We start from the raw sequence: 14,832 nt of genomic DNA, 5'->3' as shown, positions 1-14,832 counted from the left end.
ATGTGGATAACTCTTTTTATAACTACAAAATAAACATCTCTTTTTATTAATAACCTGTGGATAACTTTTTTAAAAAACATATTTTTTTATCAAAAATTTTTCAAAGTTCCCATTCAATATACCTTGTTTTAAATCTAATTATTCTATACAATATATTTATATCATTTTTAGGGAGGCATCATAATTGAATAAAGAAGAAATCCTAAAAAAAGTCCTTCTTGATATAAAAAGCAATGTTACTCAAGCTACATATGATTCATTTATATCAAAAGTAAAGATACATAATATTTTAGAAAACCCTAATCTTGTTGAATTATCAACAGATAAAGAGTTTACTTCTAATATCTTAAACCGAAGATATAATCATGTTTTTGAGGATTCCCTAAAGTCAGTTTTAGGTAAAAGTTACCGTGTTGTTATAAAACCTGAATTTGAGTATAAAGAAAACAACAAGGTAATAGATGATACTAAGAAATCTACGGCATATAATCTCAATTTCTATTCAAGTAAAGAGAAAATTTTTAACCCTAAATTTACCTTTGATAACTTTGTTGTAGGAAATAGTAATACATATGCTTATTCAGCATGTATGGCAGTTGCAAAAAATCCATCTTCTGCCTATAATCCTCTATTTATCTATGGTAAATCTGGATTAGGTAAAACACATTTACTTAATGCTATAGGAATATACCTATTAGAAAATAATGAGAATATGAGAATTCTCTATGTTTCTTCTGAGACCTTTACAAATGATTTTATTAAAGCTCTCCAGGAGGGTAAGGCTTTTGAATTTAAATCTAAATATAGAAAAGCTGATGTTCTACTAGTCGATGATATTCAGTTTTTAGAAGGTAAAGAAGGTATTCAAGAGGAATTCTTTCATACATTTAACTCATTACATGAGGATAATAAACAGATTATATTATCTGGAGATAAACCACCTAATAAGCTAGTTAAACTTGATGAAAGATTAAGATCACGCTTTGGTTGGAATATGATTGCAGAAATAGCACCTCCAGATTATGAGACTAGAGTAGCAATACTTAGGAAAAAAGCTGAACTTTTCAACGTTGAGTTAGATGATGATGTTGAACAAGTAATAGCTATGATTTCCGAAAAAATCAAAGATAACATCAGAGAATTAGAAGGTGCATTTACAAGAATTCACGCTTTTGCTCAGATGGGTAATTTGAAGATTGATATGAATCTTGCTAAATCTTGTCTTACAGATGTTGTATCAATAGGTGGAAATATAAGTCCTGCTAAGATTAAGTCAACTGTTTCAAAGTATTATAATATCAAGGTTTCTGACTTAGAATCTGATAGTAGAAAGAGTGAATTTGCTTATCCTAGACAAATTGCTATGTATTTATGTCGTATCCACACCGATTTATCTCTTCCTAAAATAGGAAAGTTATTTGGTGACAAACATTACTCTACTGTTAAGCACGGCTGCGACAAAATAGAAGATGATTTAAAAGATAATAAAGAACTAAGAGAGGTTATTGATCAGCTAAATGATGAATTGAAAGTTATATAATACTTATCCTCATTCATCAACATCTTATCCACAGGCTTATACTTCTATAACTGAGGATAAAAAATGACGGAATTTCAAGGCTGAACATAGTTATCCACTGTTTCCACAGACCTTATTACTAATATTATTATATATAAGTTAATAATAAAATTGCATTTTCAGGAGGTTTTTTATGAAGTTCACATGTAATCAATTAGAATTAACAAGAACTCTCAATATTGTATCTAAAGCTATAAGCTCAAGAACAACAATACCTACACTTAAAGGTATTAATATCAATATAAATTCAGGCATAGCAACTTTTACAGCATCTGATATGGATATAACTATAGAAAACTCGATGGAAGTATCTAATTCAGAAGATGGTTCTATTGTAGTTCCAGCAAAGCTATTTGGTGACATAGTAAGAAAACTTCCTAATAATGATATTGAATTTACTTGTGAAGATGAAAAAATTACTATTAAATGCCTAACATCAGAGTTTTCTCTAGTAGGAATGTCGTCTGATGAGTTTCCAAACATAAAGAATACAGAAGATGATGCAAAAGAATTAACTTTTGATAAGGGAAAATTTGCTGAAATGATAAGAAAAACTTCATTTGCGGCAAGTATTGATCAAACAAAGGGTGTGATTACAGGTATTCTTCTAGAAATATCTAACGATAATATCAAAATGGTAGCTATTGATGGATACAGAATGGCTATTACATCAGAAGAAATGGTTAATAAAGAGGATCACAGAATAATAATCTCTGCAAAAATAATGAATGAAATTAGCAAGATTATATCAGAAACAAACCTAAATTCTGAGAGTGAAGATATTAAGATATTAGTTGATAATAAGAGTGCTGTTTTATTGATGGATAACATCAAAGTTATCATGAGATTAATAGCTGGTGAGTTTATTAAATACCAAGATATCATTCCAAAGACAGCTTCAATAAATGTAAAACTTAGAAAATCAGAGCTTATGGAGTGTGTAGAGAGAGCTTCTCTTCTATCAAAGGAAGGTAAGAATAATCTTATTAAACTATCCATAAAGGATAATGTTATTACAATAACTTCACGTTCAGAGGAAGGAAATGTAAAAGAGGATTTACTAGCAGAAAAGACTGGTGAGGACCTCGATATAGGATTTAATGCTAAATATATCATAGATATACTTAAAGTTATAAGTGATGAAGAGATAGTAATGAAGTTTAATACAAGCATATCCCCATGCTTAATCACTCCTGTAGAAGGTGAAAGCTACGAGTATCTTGTTCTTCCAGTAAGACTATCCAATATGTAAGATGCATATAGAAAAAATAGAGCTGCAGAATTTTAGAAACTATAAAAATTTAGAACTAGAATTTAGCAAAAATGTTAACTTAATATTAGGAAAAAATGCTCAAGGAAAGACGAACCTATTAGAAGCAGTTTATTTAACTGCAATAGGTCGTTCTTTTCGTACATCAAAAGATCTTGACTTAGTTAAATTTAATGAGAATAATGCCATAGTAAAGGTATGGGCTGAAAAGGAATTAAACAATACAACTATTGAAATTTCAATTAAAAGAAAAGGTGAAAAAAGCTCTGAAAAATTTATAAAAAAAGATAGAAAGAATGTAACTAAGACTTCACAGCTATTAAAAAATATTTTGATAGTTATATTTTCACCTGAAGATTTAAAGATAGTAAAAGATGAGCCCGAAAAGAGAAGGAAGTTTATAGATAGAGAGCTGAGTCAAATTTCTCCTAAATACTATAATAGCTTATCAAACTATAAAAAATCCCTTTTACAGAGAAATACCTATCTAAAAGAGGATAATTTAGAGCCTTCCATAATAGATCTTTGGGATATGCAGCTAGCAAAATATGGAGCTGAGGTAATATTTTTAAGAAAAGAGTTTATAAAGAAGCTAAGTGAATACAGCGCTAAGATACATTCTGGTATAACAGGAGGCAAGGAAAAATTAGATATTTTATATGAGCCAAATGTAGAAATAAAGGAAAGTTTGCCTGAGCAGGAAGATTTTATATATAGAGAACTAAAAAATTCCTTTAAAACCGACTCAAGAAATAGAAATACATCTGTTGGTCCTCATAGAGATGATATTTCATTCATTGTGAATAATATAGATATGAGAAATTTTGGATCACAAGGACAGCAGAGAACTTGCGCTTTATCGCTAAAATTAGCAGAGCTTAACCTCATAAAAGAAAAAACTGATGAGGATGCAATACTGCTATTAGACGATGTTATGAGTGAACTTGATGCTGATAGACAGGAATTTCTCATAGACACTATGAAAAAGAATCAATTATTCATAACAACAACAGAACTTGATCAAAATATAAAGGATAAGTTTGATGAGCTGAAAATATTCTATATAGAAAACGGAACTCTTATATAATATATATATTAAACTGATATATATTTAATAGATTAAAAATATCGCCTTAGGGCGATTTTTTTATATATCGTAATAATTTTTCTTTTAAAAAAGTAAAAACTTGTTAAAAAGTCGATTTTATTGTATAATATATGCTATCGTTTTGATAAAAAATGTAGAAGGAAAGCGAGGATTAAATGAGTACAGGAGAAAAGGTAAATACTCAATACGACGCCGCGCAAATTCAAGTACTTGAAGGATTAGAAGCAGTTAGAAAAAGGCCTGGTATGTACATTGGTAGTACCGGTGCTAGAGGTCTTCATCATCTAGTATATGAAGTTGTTGATAACAGTGTCGACGAGGCATTGGCTGGATATTGTAAACACATAAAGATTAGTATTAATAAAGATGGATCTTTAACGGTTGAGGATGATGGTCGTGGTATGCCAGTTGATAATCATCCTAAGCTTGGAATTCCAGCGGTTGAGGTTATCCATACAGTTCTTCACGCAGGAGGTAAGTTCGGCGGCGGAGGATACAAGGTATCCGGAGGACTTCACGGTGTAGGTGCTTCCGTAGTAAATGCTCTTTCTACAGATATGGTTGTAGAGATTAAGAGAAACGGAAATATATATAGGCAAGAATACAAGAGAGGTAAGACAGTTACTCCTCTTGAGGTCATTGGAGAATCAAAGTCAACAGGATCTAAGACAACATTCTGGCCTGATGCTGAGATTTTCGAGACTATAGAATTTGATTACGATACTCTTCAGCACAGATTTAGAGAAATGGCTTTCCTAAATAAGGGAATTAAGATTTCCATAACTGATGAGAGAGTTACACCTAAGAAGAAGGAAGTTTTCCACTACGAGGGTGGTCTTAAGGAATATGTTCACTACATTAACCAAAATAAGGAAGTTCTTCATAAGGATGTAATATATTTTGAGGTAGAGAATAAGAATAGCATGGAAGTTGAAGTTGCTCTTCAGTACACTGATAGATACAACGAATTTATACTTTCATATGCAAATAATATCAATACTACAGACGGCGGAACTCACATGGCTGGGCTTAAGTCTGCTTTGACAAGAGCAATAAACGATTATGCTAAGAAGTCAAAGATTCTTAAGGATAGTGATCCTACCTTAAGCGGTGAGGATATTCGTGAAGGTATTACAGCCATAGTTTCTGTAAAGCTTGCTCAGCCACAGTTTGAAGGACAGACTAAGGCAAAGCTTGGAAACAGTGATGTTAGAGGTTTTGTAGAAACTGCGACAAATGATAATTTAACAGCTTACTTAGAGGAGCATCCACAGGAAGCAAAGATAATTATAGAAAAATGTATCATAGCTTCAAGGGCAAGAGAGGCTGCGAGAAAAGCTAGAGACCTTACAAAAAGAAAGAATGCTTTAGACAGCACTTCACTTCCAGGTAAGCTTGCAGACTGCTCAGAGAAGGATCCAGCGCTTTCAGAGATATTCCTAGTCGAGGGTGACTCTGCGGGCGGTTCAGCAAAGCAGGGACGTGATCGTTCAAGACAGGCTGTTCTTCCACTTAGAGGTAAGATTCTAAACGTTGAAAAAGCAAGACTTGATAAGATTCTCAACTCAGAAGAAATTAAGAATATGATTACAGCCTTTGGTTGTGGTGTAGGTGATAATTTTGACGCTAGCAAGCTCAGATATCACAAGATAATTATCATGACCGATGCCGACGTCGACGGAGCACATATCAGAACTTTGCTTTTGACATTCTTCTTCCGTCATATGACACCTTTGATAGAAGGAGGCTACGTATATGCAGCTAAGCCACCTCTATTTATGAGCAAACAGGGTAAGGATGTTTACTACACATATTCAGAACCTGAGCAGGAGAAGCTACTTGCTGAGCTTTCAACAAAGAAGACTAAGGTAGATATTCAGAGATACAAGGGTCTTGGAGAGATGGATTTCCACCAGCTTTGGGAGACTACCATGGACTTCAACAACCGTACTCTTGTACAGATTACGATGGATGACGCATCTCAGGCAGATGAGATATTCACTATTTTGATGGGTGATAAGGTTCCACCTCGTAAGAAATTTATAGAAGATAATGCTAAATACGCAGAGATAGATATCTAAGAAGGGGGGGTATACAATGTCAGATCTTTTAGAAGATACAAGATTAGAACAAACCGAGATATACTCGGAAATGAAAAAATCGTATATTGACTATGCGATGAGTGTTATTGTAGGCAGAGCCCTTCCAGATGTACGAGATGGTCTAAAGCCAGTACATAGAAGAATTCTCTACGGAATGGGACAGCTAGGTGTAACACCTGATAAGCCACATAAGAAGTCTGCGCGTATTGTCGGAGAAGTAATGGGTAAATATCACCCTCACGGTGACAGCTCAATCTACGATGCAATGGTAAGACTTGCACAGGACTTCTCTACAAGATATATGCTTGTAGATGGTCACGGAAACTTCGGTTCAGTAGACGGTGACTCGGCTGCTGCTATGCGTTATACGGAAGCAAGGATGACTCCTTTTGCTCTCGAAATGCTTAGAGATATCGATAAGGAAACCGTTGATTTTAGAGATAACTTTGATGGCGAAGAAAAAGAACCTGTAGTTATACCAAGCAGATTCCCTAACCTACTTGTTAACGGATCAAATGGTATAGCTGTAGGTATGGCAACATCTATACCTCCACATAACCTAAAAGAGGTAATAGATGCGACAATTAAGGTAATTGATGAGCCTGACTGTGACATAGAAGAACTTATCAAAATTGTAAAGGGTCCAGATTTCCCAACGGGTGCTCAGATACTCGGCAAAGCAGGAATGAAGGAAGCTTACAGAACTGGTACTGGTAAGGTTAAGGTTAGATCTTGCTGTGAAATTGAAGAGACAGATCGCGGCAAGTCACAGATTGTAATAACTGAGATTCCATACATGGTTAACAAGGCTAGACTTATCGAAAAGATGGCTGACCTAGTTAAGGAAAAGAAGGTAGAAGGCGTTTCAGCTATTCGTGACGAGTCAAACCGCGAAGGTATTAGAATTGTTGTTGAGTTAAAGAGAGATGCAAATCCTCAGATTACGCTAAACAGATTCTATAAGCACACTCAGCTACAGGATAGCTTCAGCATGATTATGCTTGCTCTCGTAGACGGAAAGCCTGAAGTTCTAACACTCAAGAGATTCCTTGAGGAGTATGTAAAGTTCCAGAAGGAAGTAGTTACAAGAAGAACAAAGTTTGATCTAGCCAAGGCAGAGGCAAGAGCTCACATCTTAGAAGGACTAAGAATTGCTCTAGATAATATCGATGCAGTAATCAAAACTATTCGTGAGTCATACAGCAATGCTAAGGAAAATCTGATGGAAAACTTCGGTCTTTCAGATATCCAGGCGCAGGCAATTCTCGACATGAGACTTGCAAGACTCCAGGGACTAGAGCGCGAGAAGATTGAGAATGAGTATAATGAGCTGATGAAGAAAATTGCTTATTACAAGTCACTTCTTGCAGACGAAGTTCTTTTGATGGGAGTTATCAAGGACGAGCTCACAGAAATCAGAGACAAGTACGGTGATGAGAGACGTACTCAGATTGTCAGAGATGAGGGAGAATTTGATGAGGAAGACCTTGTTGAAGAGGAAAATGTAACAATTACATTTACTCACCTCGGATATATCAAGAGAGTTCCAGCTGATACATATAAGGCTCAGAAGCGTGGAGGAAAGGGAATTACTGGCGTTACAACTCGTGATAACGACTTTGTTAAGGACCTTGTAATGACTTCAACCCACGATAATCTAATGTTCTTTACAAACACAGGAAAGGCTCATAAGATTAAGGCTTACGAGATTCCAGAAGCTACGAGAACAGCGAGAGGAACACCTGCGATTAACTTCCTAAATCTCCTTCAGAGGGAGAGAATTACGGCAGTTATTCCTGTTAAGGAGTTCTCAGAGGATAAGTATCTGATTGCTATTACTAAGAACGGTTTGATTAAGAAAACTGCTCTTAACGAGTTTGATACAAAGAGAACAACCGGCTTAATTGCAATAAATTTAAAAGATGAGGATGAACTCATCGCAATTAAGCAATCCACAGGAAGCAACAATATCATCATCGTTACCAAGAAGGGTAAGTGCATAAGCTTCTCAGAAAAGGACGTTAGACCTATGGGAAGAATTGCTAGCGGTGTAAGAGCTATAAAGCTAGACAAGGATGATGAAGTAGTTTCTATGGAACTAGTTGAGCCAGAACAGCAGCTAATGGTTGTAACCGAAAACGGATTTGGTAAGCGTACACCTGTTGAGGAGTATAAGATTCAGGTTCGTGGTGGAAAGGGTCTTCTGACCTACGACAAGGCTAAGTTCAGCAAGACTGGTGCTCTTATCGGAGCTATGGTTGTTGACGAAAGCGACGAAATTTTGATGATTAACTCAGACGGAATAATTATAAGAATAAGAGCTAGCGAAGTTTCTATCCTAGGACGTGCAACCCAGGGTGTTAAGATCATGAAGGTCGATGAGGGAAGCAAAATCGTTGCAATAGCAAAGGCTATACGCGACGATGAGGATGAGGTAGAAGAGAGTTCTGCAAGCACATCAAATGAAACAGAGGAGCAGATTAGCCTATAAGGCTTAATTTGGATATCGAGTAAAGTAGATATTCACCTTTGATTTTATTGAGTCAATAAGCTATAATAAGCCTGTATGTGGTGTAAACTGCATACAGGCTTTTACATGGAGGAGAAGATGGATAATTTAAGAATTATCATTCCCGGCAAACCAGAATATATGACTATGGTAAGGCTCACAACAAGCTCAATTGCCGCAATGGCAGGATTTAATCTCGAAGACACAGACGACATAAAGATGGCTGTTTCAGAAGCGTGCAAGAATGTTTCGTGTCATGGAGAGCAGGGCTTAAGTGATCAGTACGAAATATCATTTAAGATGGATGAGGGATACCTAGAGATTAAGGTAGTAGATGCGTGTGAAAAACACACGCTAGCAAAGGTCAAAAAGACCTGTTTACACTGTCCTAAGGACGGTGATATTGGTATAATCGTGATCAAATCACTCATGGACGAAGTTGAATTTGGACGCGATGAAGATAATCATAAGTTTATCAGTATGGTGAAGAGAAAATGATAGATCAGGAATTGTTTGAAGATTACAAGCAAAACCCGACAATTGAAAAACGAAATGCAATCGTAGAAAAAAATCTCTACATGGTTGATATTTTGATACGCAAATATCTTAGCAAAGGTGTGGAATATGACGATCTATATCAGATTGGAGCACTTGCTTTGGTAGCTGCGGTTGAGAGATTTGATCCAGCAAAGGGATTTGAGTTCAGCTCATTTGCAACACCTACCATACTTGGTGAAATAAAGAAATATTTCCGTGATAAGCAGTGGAGTCTTAAGGTTCCGAGAAGGCTAAAGGAAATAGCAGCCAAGGTACAGGATGCAAAGGATAAGCTGAACAGCGAGCTGCACAGAACACCTACCGTAGCAGAGATAGCTGAGTTTACTGGTTACACAGAGGAACAGATAATCGAGGCTATAGAAAGCTCGCATGCTTATGGAACCTACTCGCTAGATAAGACCTTTGATGAGGCTGGCGAGGATGGAGAAAATGCATTTTTAGAGAAGTATACCGGTTTTAATGAACACGGATACGACCAAATAGAGACGGCAGAAATAATTAACAAGGTCGTAAACACCTTCAATGATCAGTATAAATTCATATTCCGCGAACGATTCATAAACAACAAGTCTCAGTCAGAGATAGCTAAGAGCCTTGGAATATCACAGATGACGGTATCAAGAGCAGAGAAAAACATAGTTGGAAAGTTCAGAGCGGAACTGTTCAGGTAGATGAGGAATAATATGGATAGCAAGACAAAGGTTGGGTTTATAGGATTTGGTAACATGGGTAGCGCAATCTGCGATGGGCTTATCAAAGCAGAAGCAGTAAGCACATCTAATATATTTGCGTGTGCAAATAATTGGGATAAGCTACTTAAGGAAGCGGAATCAAGACAGATTAAGGCTTGCAAGAATGCCGAAGAATTAGTAAAAAATGCAGATATGATTGTGGTTGCAGTAAAGCCCAATATGGTCGAAAAAGTACTTGAGCCAGTAAAGAATGAGCTTAAGGGAAAGATCATAGTTTCAATTGCAGCAGGCTGTAATGCAGATTTTTATGAGAATCTTTTAGGAAGTGAGTATAACTACATTGTAACGATGCCAAATACTCCGATTTCGATTTGCGAAGGTATTCTTTTATGCGAGGATAATCATAGACTCAAGGCAGAGCAGTTAGAATGCTTTATGGGCATTTTTACAGCTGTTGCGACAGTCGAATTCATAGAGAGCAAGGTGTTTTCAGTTGCTGGAGCTATGAGTGGTTGCGGGCCTGCCTTTGCCTCGATGTTCATAGAAGCTCTAGGAGATGCAGGAGTTAAGTATGGACTCAAGAGAGATGTTGCGTATAGGCTTGCATCTAAGGTTATTTCAGGAACAGGCGAGCTCCAAATGGCTACAGGAGCGCATCCAGCAGCAATGAAGGATGCGGTTTGCTCACCAGGAGGAACAACAATCAAAGGCGTGACATCGCTTGAAGAAAACGGATTTAGATCTGCAGTAATCAAAGCGATAGACGCGATAGAAAACAAATAATCTAAAAGGCTGCTACCAGTTAATCTGAGTAACAGCTTTTTTAGTTCTCTTTTATATCGAATGTTTTCTTACTATCATTGCTTTTAATGTAGTATATAGAGTCCTTATTAAAATCCATTTCGAATTCTTTTTCAAATAGAACCAGCGGTTTGCATAGCCTAGTAAGGTAGTCTAGCCTTTGAACCATAATCATATGAGTTCCTGCTGTAATTGATATCTTATTAGGTGATAATAGAAATCCTTTACTTGATTCTTTGATGGGAAGTCCATCTATATGCGATATACTTATGTGACTTCTCACGCCCCTTTCAGTAGATTTCTTTTTCTCAAATCTGATTTTAGCTGATCTAGGATTCTTTATATTCCATAGCTTGCGCAAGAAAATATATAGATATACTATGGTAAATACCAATAAAACTACAAGAAAATAGAGTAATTTGGATATATATCCTATATTTTTGTCAAAAATAATGTCAAAACTCTCACTTATTAGCAAAGTAAGGCATGATTCTAGTATAATTACCGTCAAAATCGCAAGTACAAGGTAAATTTTTCGCGTTTTTGCATCATACACTCTTAAATTATAGTGCATAAGCCATACAAATAAGGCTGAAAAAAGTAAAACTAAAATTATGAACACTATTGGCATTTTAATATCCTAATTTGCATCAGCAGCTAGACGTTCTTTTATTTCTTCCTCAATCTGGTTTGGAAGAGCTGCTAGTGACTTTCTATCAAGGGATGCTGTATCTATGGCAGGTAGAATGGTAACTCTGACAGTTTCCCCCTTGGATACCTTTCTTTTTTGTTCGAAGACCTTATAGGTTCCGTCAATTACAATTGGAACAACAGGGGCTTTGGCCTTTGATGCTAGCTTGAAGCTTCCTGGCTTAAAGTCGGCCATTTCACGCTTTTGGCTACGTGTTCCTTCTGGGAAAATAACAAGAGAAAAACCTTTGTTTATTAGTTCTGCGCCCTCGTTTATTATCTTGAGACTCTCTCTAACATCTCCTCTTTTGATGAAAAGTCCTCTGATTGCATAAATCCACTTGCCTAGTAGTGGAACCCTGCTGAACTCGTTCTTTGCGATAAATCCAGTCTGTTTGCCGCTTACTGCGTAGAGAAGCGCCATTATATCAAAATATGCCTGATGATTTGCGATGAATACACAAGAACCTTCTGGAAGGTTTTCCTTGCCAATTATCTCGTATCTTATATCAAAATGCTTGGATACATATGCAGACCATCTTGCTGTAACTTCGGCGATGAGTCTTGTTTCTTCTGCCTGATCGCCAGCTGCTCTGGCTTTTTTTATTTTGCTTCTAAAAGGTAAAAACTTTATTCCTGACCAAATAAGGAAGAAAATTGCACCTAAATTTCTTATTTTGTTCACGATAAACCTCCATTTTTACTCCATAATAATATACCATAAATGATATGGTAATATCCATATTTTAGGTTATAATATATGAAAAGGTTTGGGATGGATATGAATACTAGTAAATTTAAGATATATGGCGCAATAATTCTCATCGCTACTCTCGTTTTCATCGGGGTTGCAGTGGGCGTTCAGACGGGCTATCTTGATGGTTTTGATGATGCCGTGCGCTACCGTGTTTACAGCATGAGAAGTGATAAGCTAACGGCGTTTTGGAAGTTCATAACGCATAGTGGGGATAGGTATGTAGTTATTCTGCTTGGCGTTATACTACTTTTGATAAAATCACTGAGGGAAAAGTATGGAGTTAAGTTTGCAATAGCAGCACTCTCTTCGACAGCACTTTATCAGATAATGAAGTATATTTTCCAAAGACCAAGGCCAGATCTTGCTTTAAGACTAATTGAGCAGGGAGGATATTCATTTCCAAGCGGTCACTCGATGAACTGTCTTGTGAGCTATGGAATTTTGATTTATCTACTTCTGAGGTATTGTGAAAACAGAAAGCTTGCGAAGATTCTTTCTGTTGGACTAGGTCTACTCATAGTTTTGATTGGATTCAGCAGGGTTTATGTAGGAGTGCACTTCCCTACGGATATTATCGGAGGCTGGAGCCTGGGAATTGCAGTGCTTGTAGCGATGATTTACGCATTTGAAAAATTTGATAGCAGAAGCGAAGGCTGATGCAGGTGAAAGGATAGGTAATGGCTCTTAAGATTAGCATGTTATCAAAGCTAGAGACGACGAAGAATTTTAAACTCGTCGCTGGTGCTGGTGGACTTGAGAAGACCATAGATTGTACGGAAATACTTGACTTTGAATTTGATGACGAGGGGCAAAACTACAGGAAAGAAAGAGCCTTCGACGGAAACAGTCTCGTTCTCACAAGCTTTATCTATGCAAAGGGAAGACCTGATTTAGTCGTTGATTCCATAAAAAAGCTGATTCAATGTGATGTGCATGCGCTAGCATATAAGCCGGTCGTGTTCAAAACGCTTCCAAAGGAAGCTCTAGAAATCGCAGACGCAATGAATTTTCCTATATTTGTCTTTGAAGATGATGTCTATATGGAGAACATAATCCTCGAGATAAACAGTGCAAATCTAAAAGACCATAGCGAATCTATCAAAAGTTTAATCCTAGAGTCGGTCATCAAAGGTAGCCGCGAGGAGACTCCAATTATAAATCAAGTAATGAATCAGAGATATTGCTACGCTTCGGCTCTTTGCATAGGCGTAAAGGATATCAAATCCATAGAGGAAAAGCTGAAATTTTCAATAGTTGGACAGTATATAAAAAGGCATGTCTTCATAGGTCTTTATAACGAGAGGTTGATAATTGTTATAGCACAGGAAGAAAATAACAGGGAGCTTTTTATAAACACAATTTATGAAATTGCCTCATTTTATAACCTAAGTCTGGAGATGATAAACGAGGCTCACAAGGGCTGGAGCAGAATAGATTCAGACAAGGAAAAAATTACGGATTTGATTCGCGAAGCCTACTGGGCAGAAAATATTGCAAAAATTGAGGACGAAAAAGTTAAGTATTACGAAAATGTGGGTATATACAAATTAATAGCGCACCATTCAGGTGACAAGGAGACTTTGGAATTTGCCTATAACTATCTAAAACCAATACTTGGAGAGGATGGGAAGGATAATGAACTTCTGCAAACAGGCATAGCTTATGTCTTCGCCGGTGGTGATGCTAATCAAGCAGCAAATAAGCTGTTTTGCCATAAGAATACCATCAGGTATAGGATAAATAAGATCCAGGAGAAGCTGGATCCGGTCGCAACGGAGGCAGATTTCTTTACAAATCTGACCACAGCGATAAAAATTTATTTGTTAAATCGTTATAGTTAATGATAAATATAAAGAATAAAGTTAAGAACAAAAGGAGAAAAGAGATGAAAGTATATGTATGCGGCGCATGTGGCTATGAGTATGATCCAGCAGTAGGTGATCCAGATAACGGAATCCAGCCAGGAACAGCATTTGAGGATCTTCCAGAAGATTGGACATGTCCTATCTGCGGCATGGGCAAAGACGTTTTCGAAGAGAAATAAATCTTAAGCCAAGCAAGATAAACAGTAAATAAAACTCCGCGGACTTCGCTGCTTTTGCAGTGAGGTCTGCGGAGTTTTTATTTCTTGAGTAGTAATGAGCAAATCCTTAGAGATTTGCCTCAGATTAGAGTTTGTTTTGCCCTGCGGGCAAAGCTGTGACAGAGCAAAAGCTACAGCAGTACGGAGCCTGGTGCTCTGTCGAAGTAGTTGCTCTTCGCCCCTGTGGACAGAGGTATTCCATAGCAAAGCTTAACATTGTCGGCGAAGAGCTTGAGCCTGAGCGCTGAGCGGCCGATGGAGTACATGACGCGGTTGTCGATGCGGTTATCGGCCGCGAGTGCGACGGCCGAACCGATGGCGATACCGAGGTCCGTCGCACTGAATGAGCAACAGGCGTCAGCCTTGCTCATTTCAGCGCAGTTCTCAAAACCGCACATAGCGCAATGTGGAACGCCGCTGGCTGTTCCCATAGCGGCAATTAGAACGACGCAGTGGCTGTTTCTAATGTTGTCTGCGTCGCGGCAAAAGAACTCGAGGCCGTATTCCTTGCCAGCCACTTCCATTTCTTTTGCTAAAGGCTCTATATCCTCACCTGAAACTATCAGGGTTCTAATCTTGTCTAGTCCATTTGCCTTTGGGGCAGTGTGAGCAGCAGCGCACATAGCATCAGCGACTCTGAAAGCTGCTTCCCTTTCGGCGTCTTTCATATTTTTAATCATAAA

The 14,832-nt window shown here is 37.2% G+C and carries 13 protein-coding genes and 1 pseudogene; 11 read left to right on the top strand and 3 right to left on the bottom strand.

The genetic code is table 11. From position 1 onward, the window contains the following. Nucleotides 1–184: 184 nt before the first annotated feature. The 8 genes from ADJ67_00620 (at nt 185) to ADJ67_00585 (ending at nt 10,601) form a co-directional block, all read left to right on the top strand. Entirely contained in the window at nt 185–1,540 is a 1,356-nt protein-coding gene (locus tag ADJ67_00620) for a chromosomal replication initiation protein (protein AKT46358.1), read from the top strand. 172 nt (nt 1,541–1,712) lie between these two features. Further along, nucleotides 1,713–2,831, top strand: a complete 1,119-nt coding sequence (locus tag ADJ67_00615; protein ID AKT46357.1) for a hypothetical protein — start codon at nt 1,713–1,715, stop codon at nt 2,829–2,831. Between the two features lies 1 nt (nt 2,832). Continuing rightward, nucleotides 2,833–3,936 carry a hypothetical protein gene (locus ADJ67_00610; protein ID AKT46356.1) on the top strand — a complete coding sequence of 368 codons (1,104 nt, stop codon included), beginning with the start codon at nt 2,833–2,835 and terminating at the stop codon, nt 3,934–3,936. A 176-nt stretch (nt 3,937–4,112) separates the two neighbouring features. Then, entirely contained in the window at nt 4,113–6,038 is a 1,926-nt protein-coding gene (gyrB, locus tag ADJ67_00605; protein ID AKT46355.1) for a DNA gyrase subunit B, read from the top strand. A 16-nt stretch (nt 6,039–6,054) separates the two neighbouring features. Further along, nucleotides 6,055–8,550 (top strand): DNA gyrase subunit A, encoded by a 2,496-nt coding sequence (locus ADJ67_00600; protein ID AKT46354.1) that lies wholly within the window; start codon nt 6,055–6,057, stop codon nt 8,548–8,550. Between the two features lie 75 nt (nt 8,551–8,625). Then, nucleotides 8,626–9,066, top strand: a complete 441-nt coding sequence (locus tag ADJ67_00595) for a hypothetical protein (protein AKT46353.1) — start codon at nt 8,626–8,628, stop codon at nt 9,064–9,066. Continuing rightward, on the top strand, nt 9,063–9,797 hold the full coding sequence (locus ADJ67_00590; GenBank protein AKT46352.1) for an RNA polymerase sigma 70: 735 nt from the start codon (nt 9,063–9,065) through the stop codon (nt 9,795–9,797). Before ADJ67_00595 ends, ADJ67_00590 begins: the two co-directional genes overlap by 4 nt. 12 nt (nt 9,798–9,809) lie before the next feature. Then, on the top strand, nt 9,810–10,601 hold the full coding sequence (locus ADJ67_00585) for a pyrroline-5-carboxylate reductase (protein AKT46351.1): 792 nt from the start codon (nt 9,810–9,812) through the stop codon (nt 10,599–10,601). A 40-nt stretch (nt 10,602–10,641) separates the two neighbouring features. Here ADJ67_00585 and ADJ67_00580 read toward each other — a convergent pair whose 3' ends face one another. Both ADJ67_00580 and ADJ67_00575 read right to left on the bottom strand, forming a co-directional pair. Then, on the bottom strand, nt 10,642–11,250 hold the full coding sequence (locus ADJ67_00580) for a hypothetical protein (protein ID AKT46350.1): 609 nt from the start codon (nt 11,248–11,250) through the stop codon (nt 10,642–10,644). Between the two features lie 9 nt (nt 11,251–11,259). After that, nucleotides 11,260–11,985 carry a hypothetical protein gene (locus ADJ67_00575; protein AKT47605.1) on the bottom strand — a complete coding sequence of 242 codons (726 nt, stop codon included), beginning with the start codon at nt 11,983–11,985 and terminating at the stop codon, nt 11,260–11,262. A gap of 378 nt (nt 11,986–12,363) precedes the next feature. Between ADJ67_00575 and ADJ67_00570 the strand changes: the two are divergent. From ADJ67_00570 to ADJ67_00560, 3 genes and pseudogenes are all read left to right on the top strand, one after another. Further along, nucleotides 12,364–12,723 (top strand): annotated as a pseudogene (locus tag ADJ67_00570) (hypothetical protein). A 20-nt stretch (nt 12,724–12,743) separates the two neighbouring features. Then, complete coding sequence (locus tag ADJ67_00565; GenBank protein AKT46349.1) at nt 12,744–13,907, top strand: hypothetical protein; 1,164 nt, start codon at nt 12,744–12,746, stop codon at nt 13,905–13,907. Between the two features lie 44 nt (nt 13,908–13,951). Next, nucleotides 13,952–14,110, top strand: a complete 159-nt coding sequence (locus tag ADJ67_00560) for a rubredoxin (GenBank protein AKT46348.1) — start codon at nt 13,952–13,954, stop codon at nt 14,108–14,110. 170 nt (nt 14,111–14,280) lie between these two features. On the opposite strand, the gene ADJ67_00555 is transcribed toward ADJ67_00560, so the two are convergent. Beyond that, entirely contained in the window at nt 14,281–14,829 is a 549-nt protein-coding gene (locus ADJ67_00555; protein AKT46347.1) for a hypothetical protein, read from the bottom strand. Nucleotides 14,830–14,832 lie beyond the last annotated feature (3 nt).

The sequence above is a fragment of the Eubacterium sulci ATCC 35585 genome, assembly GCA_001189495.1.
Taxonomy (GTDB): Bacteria; Bacillota; Clostridia; order Peptostreptococcales; family Anaerovoracaceae; genus Eubacterium_B; species Eubacterium_B sulci.
Note: the sequence above shows the minus strand (reverse complement) of the source record. Positions and strands in the feature narration are given on the sequence as shown.